This is a genomic window from Sulfitobacter sp. HGT1, from assembly GCF_013282155.1.
GTDB lineage: Bacteria > Pseudomonadota > Alphaproteobacteria > Rhodobacterales > Rhodobacteraceae > Sulfitobacter.
Window position 1 is genome coordinate 1 of record NZ_BLWI01000005.1, and the last position, 17593, is coordinate 17593.

General features: G+C 56.0%; 18 protein-coding genes and 2 pseudogenes. 17 read left to right on the plus strand and 3 right to left on the minus strand.

Annotated elements, in window-relative coordinates; genetic code table 11:
* Window positions 1-342: 342 nt before the first annotated feature.
* Window positions 343-729 (plus strand): annotated as a pseudogene (locus tag HGT1_RS04530) (IS3 family transposase); the annotation flags it as partial.
* A 197-nt stretch (window positions 730-926) separates the two neighbouring features.
* Here the strand turns inward: HGT1_RS04530 and HGT1_RS04535 are convergent.
* Entirely contained in the window at window positions 927-1346 is a 420-nt protein-coding gene (locus HGT1_RS04535; RefSeq protein WP_176248751.1) for an Rrf2 family transcriptional regulator, read from the minus strand.
* A gap of 88 nt (window positions 1347-1434) precedes the next feature.
* On the opposite strand from HGT1_RS04535, the gene HGT1_RS04540 reads away from it, so the two are divergent.
* The 6 genes from HGT1_RS04540 to HGT1_RS04565 all read left to right on the plus strand — a co-directional run bounded on the left by HGT1_RS04540 (window position 1435) and on the right by HGT1_RS04565 (window position 5454).
* Window positions 1435-1899 (plus strand): group III truncated hemoglobin, encoded by a 465-nt coding sequence (locus HGT1_RS04540; protein ID WP_255200092.1) that lies wholly within the window; start codon window positions 1435-1437, stop codon window positions 1897-1899.
* Window positions 1900-1914: 15 nt separating this feature from the next.
* Complete coding sequence (locus tag HGT1_RS04545) at window positions 1915-2388, plus strand: hemerythrin domain-containing protein (RefSeq protein ID WP_176248752.1); 474 nt, start codon at window positions 1915-1917, stop codon at window positions 2386-2388.
* A gap of 13 nt (window positions 2389-2401) precedes the next feature.
* Window positions 2402-3097, plus strand: a complete 696-nt coding sequence (locus HGT1_RS04550; RefSeq protein ID WP_176248753.1) for a 5-formyltetrahydrofolate cyclo-ligase — start codon at window positions 2402-2404, stop codon at window positions 3095-3097.
* Complete coding sequence (locus HGT1_RS04555) at window positions 3094-4305, plus strand: NnrS family protein (protein ID WP_176248754.1); 1212 nt, start codon at window positions 3094-3096, stop codon at window positions 4303-4305. Before HGT1_RS04550 ends, HGT1_RS04555 begins: the two co-directional genes overlap by 4 nt.
* Window positions 4306-4309: 4 nt before the next feature.
* Window positions 4310-4978 (plus strand): NnrU family protein, encoded by a 669-nt coding sequence (locus HGT1_RS04560; RefSeq protein WP_176248755.1) that lies wholly within the window; start codon window positions 4310-4312, stop codon window positions 4976-4978.
* Between the two features lie 110 nt (window positions 4979-5088).
* Complete coding sequence (locus HGT1_RS04565) at window positions 5089-5454, plus strand: CBS domain-containing protein (RefSeq protein WP_217902972.1); 366 nt, start codon at window positions 5089-5091, stop codon at window positions 5452-5454.
* A gap of 151 nt (window positions 5455-5605) precedes the next feature.
* Here the strand turns inward: HGT1_RS04565 and HGT1_RS04570 are convergent.
* Window positions 5606-5875, minus strand: a pseudogene (locus HGT1_RS04570) (IS21 family transposase); the annotation flags it as partial.
* A gap of 490 nt (window positions 5876-6365) precedes the next feature.
* Here HGT1_RS04570 and HGT1_RS04575 point away from each other — a divergent pair.
* Both HGT1_RS04575 and HGT1_RS04580 read left to right on the plus strand, forming a co-directional pair.
* Window positions 6366-7616, plus strand: coding sequence for an acyl-CoA dehydrogenase family protein (locus HGT1_RS04575; RefSeq protein WP_176248756.1), 1251 nt, complete (start codon window positions 6366-6368; stop codon window positions 7614-7616).
* A gap of 208 nt (window positions 7617-7824) precedes the next feature.
* Window positions 7825-8004, plus strand: a complete 180-nt coding sequence (locus tag HGT1_RS04580; protein WP_176249047.1) for a hypothetical protein — start codon at window positions 7825-7827, stop codon at window positions 8002-8004.
* Here the strand turns inward: HGT1_RS04580 and HGT1_RS04585 are convergent, their stop codons facing one another.
* Window positions 8005-8694, minus strand: coding sequence for a Crp/Fnr family transcriptional regulator (locus HGT1_RS04585; protein ID WP_176248757.1), 690 nt, complete (start codon window positions 8692-8694; stop codon window positions 8005-8007).
* A 137-nt stretch (window positions 8695-8831) separates the two neighbouring features.
* On the opposite strand from HGT1_RS04585, the gene HGT1_RS04590 reads away from it, so the two are divergent.
* From HGT1_RS04590 to HGT1_RS04625, 8 genes are all read left to right on the plus strand, one after another.
* Window positions 8832-9293, plus strand: coding sequence for a pseudoazurin (locus HGT1_RS04590; RefSeq protein WP_308791271.1), 462 nt, complete (start codon window positions 8832-8834; stop codon window positions 9291-9293).
* Window positions 9294-9406: 113 nt separating this feature from the next.
* Entirely contained in the window at window positions 9407-9862 is a 456-nt protein-coding gene (locus HGT1_RS04595; RefSeq protein WP_176248758.1) for a hypothetical protein, read from the plus strand.
* Window positions 9859-12060 carry a NosR/NirI family protein gene (locus HGT1_RS04600; protein WP_176248759.1) on the plus strand — a complete coding sequence of 734 codons (2202 nt, stop codon included), beginning with the start codon at window positions 9859-9861 and terminating at the stop codon, window positions 12058-12060. The genes HGT1_RS04595 and HGT1_RS04600 overlap by 4 nt, the downstream gene beginning before the upstream one ends.
* A gap of 11 nt (window positions 12061-12071) precedes the next feature.
* Window positions 12072-14009 carry a TAT-dependent nitrous-oxide reductase gene (gene nosZ, locus HGT1_RS04605; RefSeq protein WP_176248760.1) on the plus strand — a complete coding sequence of 646 codons (1938 nt, stop codon included), beginning with the start codon at window positions 12072-12074 and terminating at the stop codon, window positions 14007-14009.
* A gap of 2 nt (window positions 14010-14011) precedes the next feature.
* Window positions 14012-15343 (plus strand): nitrous oxide reductase family maturation protein NosD, encoded by a 1332-nt coding sequence (locus tag HGT1_RS04610; protein ID WP_176248761.1) that lies wholly within the window; start codon window positions 14012-14014, stop codon window positions 15341-15343.
* A complete protein-coding gene (locus HGT1_RS04615) occupies window positions 15309-16205 on the plus strand; it encodes an ABC transporter ATP-binding protein (protein ID WP_176248762.1) in 897 nt (298 codons plus the stop codon). Before HGT1_RS04610 ends, HGT1_RS04615 begins: the two co-directional genes overlap by 35 nt.
* Complete coding sequence (locus HGT1_RS04620) at window positions 16202-17026, plus strand: ABC transporter permease (protein ID WP_176248763.1); 825 nt, start codon at window positions 16202-16204, stop codon at window positions 17024-17026. Before HGT1_RS04615 ends, HGT1_RS04620 begins: the two co-directional genes overlap by 4 nt.
* The gene (locus HGT1_RS04625; RefSeq protein WP_176248764.1) at window positions 17023-17589 is read left to right on the plus strand and encodes a nitrous oxide reductase accessory protein NosL; all 567 of its coding nucleotides are present in this window, start codon (window positions 17023-17025) and stop codon (window positions 17587-17589) included. Before HGT1_RS04620 ends, HGT1_RS04625 begins: the two co-directional genes overlap by 4 nt.
* Window positions 17590-17593: the final 4 nt, after the last annotated feature.

Below are 17593 nucleotides of genomic sequence, written 5' to 3' on the forward strand. Positions count from 1 at the left end.
GATTTACTTGGGGAATGCGGGATAAAAAATATTGCTATTTATTTGCAAGGCGAATGTTAGCTGGCTGAATAGGGCATAGCTGTGTGCCTTGTTCTATGCTGTACCGTTGTTTTCAACGTATTTTTTGAAAAAGGCCATGAACGAGGCTTCCACGCTGTCAGGGATGAAGCCGCTATCAAGCAACCATTCCCGCCACTTGCCCTCTAAAACGAACGTATCCCAACCGCCCGCATGTTTGTGCGCTTTCTCGTGGGTTTTCATATGCACAATGAGATCATACACGCCTAGCGGTTTGGCTTCTTTGCGGGGCCTGAAAGTCACAAGGTCTTTGTCGTCAATGCTGATCGAATAGAACGGCGCGTCATCGGTTGGGCAGTAAGCAATCGTATGAATCGCGACCTTGCGATCCGAGCGCTGAACATGGCTATGGCGTTCCGTGCGCCGCCTAAAGACTGCATCCACCACACGGATCGCCCCTCTCGAGACATTGCTCTGCAATGCACTGCCAGGCAGTGGATGAGCGGCAAGGGCAATTGTTATGACAATGCTGTCGTTGAAACGTTCTTCAAAACCATCAAGGCCGAGCTGATCTGGCGGGACACATGGAACACACGCAGACATGCTGAGATGGCGATCTTCCACTACATCAACGGCTTCTACAATCCACGCCGCCGTCACTCAGCACTGGGCTGGAAAAGCCCCATCGCTTTCGAACGGAAGGTGGCTTGAACGAGCGCTTGGGGCGGCACTAAAGCGGGACAGGTCCAAGTGGATTCTGATACCCTCAAGTTCCACATCGCTCCCAGACGAAACACGAATGCCAATATTGGTGGGAATTCTAACGATTTTGATGAGTTGCCTGCTTCGTGGGGTGCCAAGTCGGTCTGTAGTACTCCCACAGCGTTTTTGTGTGGTAAAGCATTTGCTCAAGTGTCAGAAGACAGTCTCGGAAGTGCGATGTCGGCAAGCGTCGCGTTGTCGAGACTTGCGAGGAACACCGTTTCCGCTGTTCGCAAACGTGCTTTTAACCGACAGCTACCGTCAAGTGAGCATGTGTTTGTCTCGGCCTGGAAGCACTCCACAAGCGGCTGATCCTCTTCAAGAAGGCGTACAATATCGCCCAGTCGGATGTCCCGCGGAGGGCATGCCAGCGTCGCACCACCGCCTCCGCCTCTGCGGGTCTCGACGATCCCGCCGCGTGACAGGCGTTGAATGATCTTGCTCAGATGATTGCGCGAGAGGCCAAATTCCTCGGCCAACGTGGCTGTGGAATGAGCCCGCTCAGGGGCGCTGGCCATGCGCATCAGCATGCGAAGACCATAGTCCGTGAAAGAAGTCAGGCGCACGAAACCCTCCATGTATTGAATTGGTATTTACAATACCTATTAACAGGTCTACGCAGTAATACAACGCGAAATGCTTCAGGAGGCGGCTATGGCCGACACGCAGGCTGACACACTGCGGATACCCTCCGCACGACCCGAGATGACCCGGGCGATTATTGACAAGACCGACCTCGACCAAGGGATGCTGGCGGATTTGGTACATCGATTTTACGGTAAGTTTCGCGCGGACATTGTTCTCGGACCGATCTTCGCAAGCCGCATCACCGAATTGGAGCCACATCTCGAGCGGATGGTAGCCTTTTGGTCTTCCGTCGCGTTGATGACAGGGCAATGCCACGGTGCACCGGTGCCAACGCATGCGCTTTTGCCCGTAACACGGTCGCATTTCGACCATTGGCTGAGCCTGTTTCGCGGGACCGCATATGATGAGACCTGCCCGCCTGCCGGTGCTGCGCATGTCATCGAACGCGCCGAGCGGATTGCACGCTCTTTGCACATGGCCGTGGAGGACATGGTCCTCACCAATTTAAAAACCATTCCCAACTTGCGCTGATGAAAGGATGCTGAAATGACCGAAACGAGCCCTCCACAAGATCCTGTTCAGCTGGCCCGGTACATCGAAACGCGTTACCATGCGCTGCATCGTGAACAGCTTCCCGTGCTTGCCCGGATGGCTGAAAGGGTCGAGACGGTGCATTTCGGCGACGACCATGTGCCTGAAGGTCTGTCTGACCTGTTAGAGCGGATGATCGGCGAGATGGAAATCCACATGAAAAAGGAGGAACTGATCCTCTTTCCCGCCATCCGCAAGGGTGGGATGCCGGGCATCGAAAACCCAATTGCGGTCATGCGTGCTGATCATGATGATCACGCCACCGGAATTATAGAGATCCGCCGCCTGACTGGCAATTTGACCTTGCCGGAGGGGGCTTGCGGAACCTGGACTGCACTTTACACTGGGCTGGCTGAGTTTCTGAGAGACTTGGAGGAGCATATGCGCTTGGAAAACGATGTATTGTTCCCACAGTTCAAGCCGGCTTAAGGGCAAATCCGATATGGCTATCACAGACGCTGGAGGCCGTTTCGCCTCGCCGCCGAGCTTCGCGGGAGAGATCGCGCCGGGCTATTTTGATCCGATGGCGGTGGATCCCGAACAGGGGCGGGACGTGGCGCGATGGCGAAAGTCGGAACGTGCCCGATTGCGCACCGAACGCCAAGCGCTCAGTGTAGAGGACCGTGAAACCGTGGGAACGGCGGTAGCCGGGCACCTGCGAGAGTTTCTGTTCACGCGCTTTGACGGCGCGCAGCGCAGGGTGGTCTCGGGCTATTGGCCAATCAAGGGTGAGCCTGATCTTCGGCCACTGATGGCCGACCTGCACGCGGCAGGTGTCACAATTGCTTTGCCATTGGTCGAACACAAGGCCGCGCCGCTTATCTTTCGCCGCTGGACCCCAAACACAACTATGATCCGAGGGGACTGGAACATTCCCGTCCCGCCGCCGGAGGCAGACGCGCTCACGCCCGACATAATGCTTGCACCTTTGGTTGGCTGGGACAGCGAAGGTTTCCGACTTGGCTACGGAGGTGGCTATTTCGACAGAACGCTGGCGGCGTTGTCCCCGCGGCCTTTTACCATCGGTATCGGGTTTCACTCCGCCCGCTTGACAACGATCTTCCCGCGGCCTCACGATATCCCGTTGGACGTCATCCTGACCCAAGAGGGCGCGCAAGTTTCGAGGAAAACACCATGAGCAGTACGGCAGAACAAATGCGCGCTTGGAGTGGTCCGGCACTTCTCACATTCGGCTTTCGCCCGTTCTTTCTCGGGGCGGCAGTCTGGGCCGTGCTGATCATGGCGCTCTGGGTGCCAATGCTGTCTGGCGCGATGACTTTGCCTACGGCATTCGACCCGGTTTCGTGGCATGCGCATGAATTCTTGTTCGGTTACCTTTCAGCTGTTGTTGCGGGTTTCCTGCTCACGGCAGTGCCGAACTGGACAGGGCGGTTGCCGATTGTGGGCTGGCCGCTGGCCGGTCTTTTTGCGCTCTGGGTGGTGGGCCGTGTTGCTGTTGGTCTCTCGACGCTTCTGCCACCTCTTGTGGTAGTGGTCCTGGATCTCGTGATGCCTGTCGCCCTTGGTCTCGTGATTGCGCGCGAAATTGTTGTGGGAAAGAACTGGAAAAACCTCATCGTTCTGGCCCTGTTGGCCGTGTTTGCGTTCGCAAATGCGCTGTTCCACTGGGAGGCCGCAAACGGTTTTTATGCCGCGCGAGGCTACGGGCTACGCTTGGGGGTTGGCACAGGTGTGATGATGATCGCCGTGATCGGGGGGCGGGTTGTGCCGTCGTTCACCCGCAACTGGCTTGCCAAGCGTGGTGAAGGGCGACTGCCGACACCACCGATGCAGAAGTTCGACAAGGTTGCGCTTCTGATCCTGCTGATTGCTCTGCTGCTTTGGGTCCTCTGGCCTGACCGCTGGGGAGTAGGTGCCGCCCTTCTTTTGGCTGGAATTGCGCACGCTGTTCGTCTGGCACGATGGGCAGGGCATCGCACGGGGTCAGAACCGCTGGTTGCAGTTTTGCACGTTGCATTTGCCTTCGTCCCACTCGGAGCAATTGCAATCGGGGCAGATGCTCTCTGGCCCGGCATCTTTGGGGCTGCGGCGGCACAGCACTTTTGGATGGCGGGGGCAATCGGTCTGATGACGTTGGCTGTGATGACCCGTGCTACTCTGGGGCATACGGGCCAGCCACTGACTGCGGGGATCGGGACCATTGGCATCTATGTCGCCGTGATCGTGGCGGTTCTGGCGCGGTTGGGTGCAGGATTCTTTCCCTCCGAGGCAGACTGGCTGCATCTGCTCGCGGGCTTTGGATGGTTCGTGGGCTTTGGCAGTTTTGTCCTGATCTACGGACCAATGCTCCTGCGCTTGCCGGCAGATAAGCGGCCCGGAGGATAGGACCATGGGCTGGCTTGAATTCGCTGCAGCTTGGGCGGCTTTCTTCTTTACCCATTCGTTGCCTTTGCGCCCGCCAATGCGTCCGTGGCTTCAAACCCGGTTGGGCCAGCGCGGATTCACATTTGCGTACTCTGGCCTTTCGCTCGCAGCGCTGGTCTGGTTGATCGGTGCTGCCGGGCGCGCACCTTTCGTGTCTTTTTGGGACTGGGCCCCTTGGCAGGCGCATGTGCCTTTGGTCGTCATGCTGCCGGTCTGTGTGGTCCTCGCCCTTGCTATTGGTCGGCCGAATCCGTTTTCCTTCGGGGGCGCAAGGAATGACCACTTCGATCCGGCGCGTGCTGGTATCGTCCGGTTGACGCGGCATCCGTTGCTTCTGGCATTGTCGCTTTGGGCCTTGGCGCATGTCGTGCCCAATGGTGATCTGGCGCATGTGATTTTGTTCGGAGTTTTCGCGATCTTTGCTGCATTTGGGGGACGCCTCGTCAACAGGCGCCGACAGCGCGAAATGGGCGCAGAGTGGCAAAGGTTGCTTACTGAGGTCACTTCGAGCGCCGGGAATGCCAGGCCAGTGTCGTGGGTTGCGGTAATTGTCCGCGTTGCGATCGGCGTCGCGCTTTACGTTGGCCTGATTTGGGTACATCCGTGGCTGATTGGTGTTAGCCCTCTGAGGTGACAGGGAAAGCAGCGATTGATCCTGATAAATAAGCTTTTGATGGGCCCAACTACAATACAACTGATATTTGATTGGGGGCTCATTTCGCAACGGAAACGCTTCGACAAATTATGGATGAGAAAGGCGCAAATGTTTTCAGTGTAGCGCCCGATGGTACTGCCCTTGATGCAATCAAGGCGATGGCCGATCACGATATCGGAGCGCTTGTTCTTTTGGATGGCGACATTCTGGCCGGAATTGTTACCGAGCGCCATTATGCCCAAAGAGTCTTCTTGCAGGGCAAATCCTCTCCAAAACCCAAAGTGAAAGACATCATGACCACACCAGTTGTCTGTGCTGACCCCAATCAATCAACAGATCAGGGTCTGGCGTTGATGACTGAAAGGAAGATACGTCATTTGCCGGTCATCAGCGAGAACCAGATCATTGGCATTGTGTCGACCGGCGACTTGTTGAAAAGCAAGATCAGCGACTAGAAGTGCGAATGGCGCTTAGGCGCAGGATGTTCAACATCACCGGCGTCAAGCTGTCGAAACGACGCCGGCCGCAAGATGCGGAAGACAAAATTCGTGACAGCATCATCAATTGCTACGAATGCAAGAGCGGCGATACCTGTGCTAGCTGAGCGCGCACATAATCTTTGACGATGGTGTCGCCGCCGACAAACCCGCATTCATCACGGAGCCGTATAAAAATACGCTTGGAAGTGTGCCGCTGCTTGCGTGGGCGCATCTTGTCTTCCGCCAACCACTGATCAATCTGACCGATATAAGTATTCAACTTCGGGCGTTTGATTGCTGCCGTCCGCCGGTATCCAGGCGGCTCAGAATACGGCAACATCTTCAAAACACTGTCCCGGCTGATCCCAAAATCCCGAGCTATCTGTCGCCCGCTCAACCCATCCTGAAAATGGGCGCGACGCACCTTCAAATATAATTCCACGGTGAATATCCCCAAGCCCTCCCATCAAGTGAATATGCCAAAGTGGCCGACTTTTAAGCCGCCCGCGACAGCACAATGCCGCCGCTACCGTGGCCGAGTACTTTTCCGCCGATTACAAATCTCTGCACCTTATCGCCTCTACACCCTGGCGCTCATGCATAGAGAGGGTAGGGGGCGGTCGATCTTATTCCATGATGTTTGGAGTACCAAAAGGTGACTGGCATGTCTTGAAGACAGTTTGTTCTGAGTTTGATCTTGCACAATGTTGGATGGATTAAAGCAGCCTAGGCTTGGAGTAACATGACGCAACGGAGCAGAGGCTGATGTGCCGATGAAGGCCTTTATCTCGATAGGAGCGATTATCGCAGATCAGCATTTGACCTTTTCCAAATCTCGCTTTGGCGCGATCGGTTAAATTGCGCGCACTATGGCAGGAGCCGTTGAGATGGAATTTTCACATTCGATCCGATGCAGAGATTATCTGCGACTAGTGTCCGATTTCATGGATACTTACATCGTGCCACGCAACGCATTGTGGCGCGCTGAGGTTGCTGCTGGGAACTTTCCAGTCTCTTTCATGGCAGACCTAAAGGCTTTGGCAAAATCTGAAGGACTGTGGAACCTGTTTTTGCCTAGCCTCAAAGACGATGAGCCGGGGCAAGGGCTAAGCACATTGGATTATGCGCCCCTTGCAGAAGTGATGGGCCGGATCTCATGGGCGTCGGAGGTGTTCAATTGCAGCGCACCAGACACGGGTAACATGGAACTGCTGCATATGTTTGCCACACCCAAACAGCGTGAAGACTGGCTGATGCCGCTGCTGGAAGGCGAGATCAGATCTGCTTTTGCCATGTCCGAGCCGGATGTGCCTTCCTCCGATGCGAAAAATATCCAAACCTCAATCAAAAGGGTCGGCAACGAGTATCTGATCAGCGGGCGTAAATGGTTCATCACCAATTCGGCGCACCCTGACTGCAAATTATTGATTGTCATGGGGAAAACAGACACGGACGCGCCGCGCCATCTGCAACAAAGCATGGTGCTGGTGCCCATCGACACCCCGGGTGTGGAGATCAAGCGAAACATTCCGGTGCTCAACCACCAGACGCCTGAGGGCCATGGCGAAATCCTGTTCCGGAATGTGAAAGTGCCAGCCGACAATTTGCTGGGTGCCGAAGGCGAGGGGTTCAAAATGGCACAGGCCCGTCTTGGGCCGGGCCGCATCCATCACTGTATGCGCTCCATTGGTCAGGCCGAACTGGCGCTGGAACTGATGTGTGACCGCGCCAAGGAGCGTAAAACCTTCGGGAGCTATCTGAGTGATCGTGCCAATGTGGGAGATTGGGTCGCTCACTCTCGGCTTGAGATCGAACAGGCGCGGCTGCTGGTGCTAAAAGCAGCATGGATGATCGATACGGTCGGGATCGAAGGGGCGAGGGCGGAAATCGCCATGATCAAGGCGCTTGTACCGTCCATGCTATGCCGTGTAACGGACCGCGCCATGCAGACATTTGGTGCGATGGGGATGTGCCCCGACACCCCACTGGCCGAGATCTATACATTTGCGCGGGCATTGCGGTTTGCGGATGGTCCTGACGAGGTGCATCTGCGCTCGATTGCCAAGGGTGAGTTTAAAGCGAGCTCAGAACGTTTCGGTGCGTCGGCAAGTTACATGACGCCACCAACCACCGGTTAAGCGACCGGTCATTCTCTGTCCGTATGGTTGGGCAAGCATGTAAAGTTTGTCGCAGGGACTTTGGGGCTCGAAAATAGCCACCACGCGACACCCAGTTCAAAGAGAGAAGTTTACGCTTCCACAACGTCTGAGCAGAAGTTTACTGATATCAACGTGCTATAGTGGAGGGCTGCCCGTGACGAAAAAGCCAGATATCAACGATCCAGATATGTCTTTGGACATGCTGATGTCTATCTGGCCTGAAACGATCACGGTTTTTCTGCAGCACAGGATGTTATGTGTAGGCTGTATGGTAAATTCGTTTCACACGATCATTGACGCTTGTCGCGAATATCGCCTCGATGAGGTGCTTTTCCGCGCAGAACTCCAACTGGTCATCGAGACCTGACTACGCCTCGCCGAGAATGGCCAATTGATGTGGATTGCAAATAATTATCTTCTTTCGTTTGCTGGTCACGAGTCCGTTCTTTTCCCATGAGCTCAGCAGACGGCTTACGGTCTGCAGGGTTGTCCCTGTCATTTCAGACACATCTTTGCGCGTTATAGGAAAGCTTATTTCTATTCCCTGCTCAACTTGTCGACCTGATTGGCTGATGAGCCGCAAGAGTGCCCTCGCGATGCGCTGTTCCACGTGCTGTGTCGACATCTCAATAACGCGAGTGTTCAGCTCTCCTAGACGATCGCCGACAGTCTTATATGTCTCTGTGGCAAAGCCTGAATATTCGGTGACAAAATTATCCCAGAGCGTTGTAGGCCAAGATAGTGCTAGCGCCTCCGAGGCTGCTCGTGCCGTCGCCGGGTAGGTTGTCCGACTTAGTGCTTTTGCAATCCCGAACAGTTGGCCAGCGGGAATGTGTATCGAGGTGACCTGCTCGCCATCTGCAGTGGTCTTTACCACCCTGATGGTACCATCCAGCAAAAGGAAAAACCGCTCCGCGAGGGCACCTTCATGAAAAACTGCTGCGCCGGATTCGATGCGCCGACTCGTTGCCTGATCCAGAATGGTTCTGATCTGCGTTTTTCCCAATTTGGAGAAAGGCGGCAGCGGCGACAACAGGCTTTCGTCGAGTTTGTGCAAAGTTTTATCCTGTTTCAGAACTGCTCCCCTCCTAAAGGCGTTTCAGTTGAACCACCAGCGCCGTCTGATCAGCACAAAACGAATAGAAGGTTAATCTTGCGCAACGTTTGGTGCTGCAGGTGGGGCTAGGAGTGCTTTTGACAACGATCCATTTGAAAGGAAATACGATGTTTCGCACCCTGGTTACCTCTGCTGTAGTCATGTTGTCTCTCGGCGGTGCAGTCGTCGCAGAAACGTTCGAAGTTAAAATGTTGAACAAGGGAGAAGGCGGTACAATGATTTTTGAACCGGCCTCGTTGCGCATTGCCGTGGGAGACACAGTGAAGTTTCTCCCCGCTGATAAGGGTCACAATGCTGAATCTGTCAAAGGCATGATCCCTGAAGGAGCGGAAGCTTTTGCAGGAAAGATCAACGAAGAGATTGATGTAACTCTCACAGAGCCAGGACTTTATGGCGTAAAGTGCAAGCCACACTGGGGTATGGGTATGGTAATGGTCGTCGCTGTTGGAGAGGGCGATGTTGACGCTGACAGTTTTCTTTCAGGCAAGATGCCGAAGAAAGCCAAAGCGCGTTTTGAGAAAAGCCTTGGTGGCCTTTGAGAGTTATCAAACGGACGATCCCCCAACAATCATACCTTGAGCGCGCAGATCTGGCGCGCATTTCTTGAGTTAGATCAAAGTGCCTTGTTTAATCTGGAGCTAATCGTTTACGCATGAAAGCCGTATCCACCGTTGTCCTCGGCGTTTTGCTGACCGTGTGCCTTACTTTGTATGGCTCTTTCGGCATGGCCAGCGCCGGGGAGGTCTTTTCGATGGAGATCTGTGCAGACGGTGTTGCGAAAACGGTTCTGTTCGATGCGGATGGCAATCCTGTCGAGCCTGCTGCGAACTGCCCTGAATGTCTGACCTGTTGTCGGGCCATCGGGTCGCTTGTTCCTGTGAGTTGTCCGGCGAACGCGTCCTTTGCCACTATCGAAATTCTACTGGAGCACCTTTCTGCCCAGCAACCACTTACCAATAGACGACATTCATTCCCCGCGCCGCGTGGCCCGCCTGTTGTGCAAGCAACTATGGTCACTCAAAAAGGGTTGATCATTGCCGACCATCCTGAGTTTGGTCAAACTACGAACGGCGACGGGCGACTTTTGTTTAAGGACGCCATCACATGAATGTTCTGCGCTCTCGCCTCAGATGTTTAGCGATGCTTGCGGCGATGCTCCTTATCGGGCTGCCTGTTGCTGCCGATACAATTCTGTCCAAGCTACTGCCCGACCTGAATGCCTCAGAGTTGGTCGAGGGTGCGGATGGCTTTGGCTCAATTCATCCCGATATTCCGGTTGTGCAGGTCCTCCAAGGCACCGAGCGGATCGGCTGGGCCTATATCACTTCTGACTTCGTCTCCACGACTGGCTATTCGGGCAAGCCCATTCACACGATGGTTGCGATTGATGACGCAGCACAGGTGATTGGCGTGCAATTGGTCAAGCACTCCGAGCCGATCGTGCTGATCGGTATTCCGGATGCGAAGGTTAAGGCGCTGGTTGCGGGCTATCGCGGTCTTGATCTGGTGGCAGAGGCGGAATCGGGCGGCACCGCACACCAGCTTGATATTATCTCCGGCGCGACCGTCACGATCATGGTGATCGACGATTCTATCGTGCGGGCGGGTTTGAAAGTGGCGCGGCGGCTGGGCTTGGGCGAACTGGCTGCCGAGGTTGCAGGCACAGGTCCGCAGTTGGAGATCAACCCCGACGCCGAAGCCTCAAATGACTGGATGACGCTGGAGGGGGATGGCACCTTGCGCCGTCTCTCATTGGATGTGGGCCAGATTAACGCGGCCTTTGCCGCGATGGAGGACGTGCGCGCAGGCAAACGTGCGCTGACCGAAGCGCCAGAGACAACCTTCATCGAAATGCAGGCCGCCCTTGTGTCCCACCCCGCCATTGGTCGCGCTATTCTCGGTGAGGCTGTTGCCGAAAATATCGAAGCATGGATGGACGAGGGTGATCACGCCATCGCGATTGTGGGCCGTGGCCTCTACTCCTTCAAAGGGTCTGGTTATGTACGGGGCGGCATTTTTGACCGGATATTTCTGATCCAGGATGACGTGTCCGTCCGCTTCCGTGATCGTATGCACAAACGGATCAACACCATCGCTGCTGAAGGTGCGCCAGTCTTTGCCGAAGCCGACCTGTTTAAAATTCCCGCCGACAGCGGCTTTGATCCGACAAAACCGTTCCGCATTCAACTGTTGGTGCAGCGCGAAGTGGGCGCAATCGAGAAGGTCTTTACCACCTTCGATCTGGGCTACCAGCTGCCGTCAAAATACATCCGCACCATCGCGGCGTCCCCTTCGGCGGAGGTGCCTGCCAGTGTCGCAGCGATGACCTCGCAATCCGAACTCGATGCACAACAAGCTATGTGGAAAAAGATCTGGATGGGCAAAAAGGTCGAAATTGTCGTACTTAGCATCATGCTGACCATCCTGACTGGCGTATTCTTTTTCCAGAATTTGGCTGTGCGCAACGAGCGTGTGTTCTACTGGTTCCGCATCGGTTTTCTGACGGTCACGTTGGTCTATCTCGGCTGGATGTCCAACGCACAGTTGTCGGTGGTCAATTTGATGGCGTTGTTCGGCTCCTTGGTCTCCGGCTTTAGCTGGCAGGCGTTCCTGTTGGATCCGCTAACCTTCATCTTGTGGTTCTCGGTAGCAGCGGCCCTGCTGTTCTGGGGGCGCGGTGCCTATTGCGGTTGGTTGTGCCCGTTCGGCGCGCTGCAAGAGCTTCTCAATCAGGTGGCGCGCAAGCTGCGCATCCCGCAATGGACCCTGCCATGGGGCCTGCATGAGCGCCTGTGGCCGCTGAAATACATGATCTTCCTCGGTCTGTTTGGCGTTTCGCTGACAAGTATCGAGCAGGCGGAGCGGCTGGCAGAGGTCGAGCCGTTCAAGACCGCGATCATCTTGAACTTTGTTCGTGTCTGGCCGTTTGTGGCATATGTTGCCGCCTTGTTGATCGCTGGTTTGTTTGTCGAGCGTTTCTTTTGCCGCTACCTGTGCCCGCTTGGCGCGGCGCTGGCAATTCCGGCGCGCCTTCGAATGTTCGACTGGCTGAAGCGCTATAAGGAATGTGGCAACCCGTGCCAGACCTGCGCACATAAATGTCCGGTTCAGGCAATCCATCCGACGGGTGAGATTAATCCCAACGAGTGTATCAACTGCCTGCATTGTCAGGTGCTTTACCAATCAGAATCAACCTGTCCCGTTGTTATCAAAAAGATGAAGCGGCGGGCAAAAGATGGTGCCGGACCAGACCTTGACCGGTTTGTCGGGCATCCCAATCAAAAACTCAAACTACCTACAACATGAAAGGAAAAGACATGTCTGAGGAAAGAAGATTGCCAATTTCACGCAGAAGCCTGCTGGGTGCAACGGCGGGCGGTGCCGCTCTGGCCGGAACCTGGGGAAGCAGGGCTCTGCTGGTCGGCGGAACCGCTGCGGTCGCAACAGTCGCAACGACCACCAGCGCACGGGCAGCAGCCGGTGCAGAAGTCGGACCTGGTCAGCTGGACGAATTCTATGGCTTCTGGTCTTCGGGCCAGTGTGGCGAGATGCGCATTCTGGGTATTCCATCCATGCGCGAGCTGATGCGGGTCCCTGTCTTCAACACCTGTTCTGCAACAGGCTGGGGCATTACGAACGAGTCCAAGAAGATTCTGACCGAAGGGCTTCTGCCGAAAACCAAGGCCTACCTTGCCGCCAACGGTCTTGAGTTTCCGCCCAACGGCGATTTGCACCACCCGCATATGTCGTTCACCGAAGGCACCTATGACGGGCGCTATCTGTTCATGAATGACAAGGCCAATACCCGTGTTGCCCGTGTCCGGTGTGACGTGATGAAGTGTGACAAGATTATCGAGATCCCCAATGCCAAGGCGATCCACGGTCTGCGTCCGCAAAAATGGCCCCGCACGGACTATGTCTTCTGTAACGGCGAAGACGAAGTGCCCATGGTCAATGACGGCAAAATTCTTGATGAGCCAGAGCAGTACGTGAACTTTTACACCGCGATCAATGCCGATGAGATGACAGTGGCGTGGCAGGTGATGGTCAGCGGAAACCTTGACAACACCGATTGCGACTACGATGGGAAATATGCCTTCTCGACCTCGTATAACTCGGAAATGGGCATGACGCTTGCCGACATGACCGAGGCAGATATGGACCATCTTGTCGTGTACAACATCAAAGAGATCGAGGCTGGCATCGCGGCTGGTGATTTCATTGAATTGAACGGCGTGAAAGTGCTGGACGGGCGTAAGGGCACGACCAACAAATACACCCGCTATATCCCGATCCCGAACAACCCGCACGGCTGTAACATGGCACCGGACAAAATCCACTTGTGCATCGCGGGCAAGCTGTCGCCGACAGTGTCGGTGATTGACGTGCGTAAACTGGACGCTGTCTTCAACGATGGTGCCGACCCGCGCAGCGTTGTCGTGGCAGAGCCTGAACTGGGCCTTGGGCCGCTTCACACAGCATTTGATGGCAAGGGCAACGGGTATACGACATTGTTCCTCGACAGCCAGGTTGTGAAGTGGAACATTGAGGACGCGATCAAGCTCTATAACGGCGAAAATGTCGATCCGATCCGCGTCAAGAAGGACGTTCATTACCAGCCGGGCCACAACTCAACCGTGATGGGCGAGACGCTGGAAGCAAACGACAAATACTACATCACGATGAACAAGTTCTCGAAAGATCGGTTCCTGAACGTGGGTCCGCTGAAGCCCGAGAACGAGCAGCTGTTCGCGATTGATGGTGACAATATGACCTTGATCCACGACGGCCCGACTTTTGCCGAGCCACACGATTCAATCATCGTTGATCCGTCCAAATTGAACCCGAGATCGGTCTGGGATCGCAACGATCCGATGTGGGCCGATGCGCGCACGCAGGCAGAAGCGGATGGTGTGAACCTCGACGATTGGCAGGACACAATCATTCGCGACGGCAACAAAGTGCGGGTCTATATGTCCAGCAACGCGCCGAACTTCTCGCTTGAGAGTTTCACCGTGCAGCAAGATGATGAAGTGACCGTCTATGTGACCAACCTTGATGACATCGATGATCTGACCCACGGCTTCACCATGGGTAATCACGGTGTCGCGATGGAAGTGGGACCACAGGCCACGTCATCGGTCACATTCGTTGCCGCGCAGGCTGGGGTCTACTGGTACTATTGCCAGTGGTTCTGTCACGCCCTCCACATGGAGATGCGCGGCCGGATGTTTGTCGAGCCGAAGGCGAGCTGAACATGTTGCGTGCCCTGATCTTTGCGCTGTCCCTGCTGATCGCGCCGCCTGTCTGGGCGGACGAGAGACATGTGATGGCAGGTCGGGGCACGCTTGCAATTGCCATCGCCGGGGCCAACCCCGGCGATGTTCTTGTTCTTCAGCCGGGTCTGCATCGCGGTCCGGTTGTCATCGACCGCCCTTTGACCCTGACCGGTGAGCCCGAGGCAATCATTGATGGCATGGGTCAAGGCACGGTTGTGAGCATTGATGCGCCTGACGTCACCATTCGCAACCTGACCGTGATCGGTTCGGGCCTGAACAGCCAAGAGACGGATGCAGGAATCAAGATACTCAGGAAGGCAGACCGGGCCATCGTTGAGCGCAACCGCGTGCTGGGAAACCTGCACGGCGTTGATGTGCATGGGGGCCGTGACGCGCGGGTTAGCAACAATATTATCGAAGGTACCCGCACCCCGCGCATGAATGATCGTGGCAACGGTATTTATGTCTGGAACTCGCCGGGTACTGTCGTCGAGGGCAACTCGGTTCGTTGGGGCCGCGACGGGATTTTTTCGAACACATCCCGCAAGGGTATCTATCGCAACAACCTGTTCCGCGATCTGCGGTTCGCTGTGCATTACATGTATACCAACGATTCCGAGGTGTCTGGCAACGTGTCCATCGGCAACCACCTTGGCTATGCGATCATGTTCTCGAACAAGGTGATCGTGAAAAACAACCTGAGCCTGTCGGACCGCAGTCATGGCGTCATGCTGAATTTCGCCAATAACGCCGACGTCTCGGGCAATCTGGTGCGCGGCGGGGCGGACCGCTGTACATTTATCTACAATGCGCACAAGAACCTCATCTACGGGAACCGCTTTGAGGGCTGTAACATCGGCATCCATTTCACTGCGGGGTCAGAGCGGAATGTACTTACTGGCAACGCCTTTGTGGGCAACCGCACGCAGGTGAAATATGTGGGCACGCGTGATATCGAATGGAGTTTTGAGGGCAGGGGCAACTACTGGTCCGATCATGCCAGCTTTGATTTGGGTGGCGACGGTATCGCTGACAGCCCGTTTCGCCCCAATGACCTGATGGATCACATTCTCTGGTCCCAACCTGCTGCCGGACTCCTGACGGGCGCACCCGTGGTGCAACTCATCCGCTGGGCACAATCGAGCTTTCCTGCCACGTTGCCCGGCGGTGTTGTGGATTCCAGCCCGCTTATGACAGCGCCAACCATTAATATTCCCTCTAAGTATCTGCCGATGGAGGTCGAAGCGGCCGCTCGGTGGAGTGAAAGTGAACCCGATGACTTCGACGTTAACGATCTCTCATCTCACTAAGACCTTTGGCGGGGTCAACGCCCTGTCAGATGTGTCCTTGCACGTGGCCGCAGGTGAGCGAGTCGCGCTGCTGGGCCATAATGGTGCGGGCAAATCGACCTTCATGAAGGTGATTTTGGGGCTGATCGCAGCAGACAGTGGCGAGATTTCTGTCTGTGGTGAAGCACCAGGTGGTGCCGCTGCGCGGGCAAAGGTCGCGTACCTGCCAGAGAATGCGACTTTCCATTCCGCGCTGACAGGGTTGGAGCAGATCACCTACTATCTGCGCCTTCGCGGTGAGGATACATCGGAGGCTATGGTGCTCCTGGATAAGGTCGGCCTGGGCCACGCGGCCAAGCGGCGGATCGGCACCTATTCCAAAGGCATGCGGCAGCGCGTCGGACTGGCCCAAACCCTGATCGGGCATCCCGACCTGTTGGTGCTTGACGAGCCGACAAGTGGTTTGGACCCTGTCTCGCGCCGCGATTTTTATGAGCTGCTGGACGGGCTTGCGGCGGAGGGTGCGGCAATTCTGCTGTCCAGCCACGCCTTGACAGAAGTGGAGGCGCGCACAGATCGCCTGTTGATCCTGTCGGGCGGGAAGATGGTGGCGACGGGAACTCTGCCGGAGTTGCGGCGTGAAGCGGCCTTGCCTATTGCGATGCACATCACCGCGATCAACGGCTATGACGGAGACATCCTCACTGCTTTCCCAGACGCCATCCGCGTGGGCAGCGCCTTGCACTTAAACTGCAGCCAAGAGGACAAACTCACCACCCTCTCGCAAATTGCCGGCCTCAAAGACAAAGTGGCGGACATCGACGTCATCCCGCCCAGCCTTGAAGATATCTACAGTCATTTCAGTCGGAGGGATGGCCAATGATCGCCCGCATCCTTGCCACCGCCATGACCGAGGCGCATATCGCGCGGCGCAACCGCTGGGTGCTTATCGCGGTGGTGCTGATGGTCGTTTTCTCGCTGGTTCTTTCCGCCGTTGGCTCCGCTCCCAGTGGAGGTCTTGGTGCGGACAGGCTGTCGATTACGGTCGCGTCACTGACTTCCCTTTCGGTCTATTTGGTCCCTTTGGTGGCTCTGCTGATGTCATTCGATGCCGTCGCGGGCGAGGTCGAGCGGGGCACGCTGCCCTTGCTATTGACCTATCCGGTTGCGCGCTGGGAAATCCTAGCAGGTAAACTGGTCGCGCATACTGGTATTCTAATCATCGCCCTTGTCGCGGGGTACGGCGCAGCCGCTATAATTGCAGTGGCCAGCGATCCTGCCGCCGATGCCGGTTTCGGCGCGCTATGGCGGCTGACTTGGACTTCGACGTTTCTGGGTGCCACTTTCCTCGGGATTGGTTATGCGCTGTCATCGTTGGCACGGCGTGCATCGGGGGCTGCGGGTCTCGCGATCGGGCTTTGGTTAGGGCTGGTAGTGCTGTATGATTTGGCGCTGTTGGCTGCTGTTGTTGCGGACGATGGCGGCACGTTTACCACGCAGGTCTTTCCTGCGGCCCTTCTTGCCAATCCAGCAGATGCCTTTCGTCTGTTCAATTTGACGGCTTCGCAGGCCACGGCGGCGGCGTCTGGTATCGGCGCTGCGGCGGCCTCAATCGGGCTCTGGAAATCGCTGGCGTCCGTCTTGGTCTGGCCCTTGGTCGCCCTTGGCCTCGCCACACTGGCGTTCAGAAAGGTCGAGCCATGATCCGATTATCGAGCATTATTGCCATCGTTTTATTGGTGGGATGCAAGCAAGAGGTGGTGCAAGACACTTCGCCGCTTCCGTTGACGGTCGAGGCAGTCGGGCATTATTGCCAGATGAACCTGTTCGAGCATGAAGGCCCGAAGGCGCAGGCACATTTGGGCGGGCTGCCGCAGATGCCGCTATTTTTCAGTCAGGTGCGCGATGTTGTTGCTTACGTGCGCCTGCCTGAGCAGACCCATGAAATTCTGGCGATCTGGGTCAATGATATGGGTGCGCAGGATGCCACTTGGTCCGCGCCCGGAACCACCAACTGGATCGCTGCCGATGAGGCACATTATGTTGTCGGCAGCCGTGTGATCGGCGGGATGGGGGCACCGGAACTTGTGCCCTTTTCGGATGCAGTCAAAGCGCTGGAATTCGTCGCAGAAAATGGCGGAACAGTCATGCGATTGGCTGAGATACCCGATGATGCCGTGCTGGCCCCCGTGGCGCTGGAAGGTGACAGCGATGATGCCGATTTTGAACAACGCCTGCGCGCCCTGTCGCGCGCATCGGGAGATTAAGACC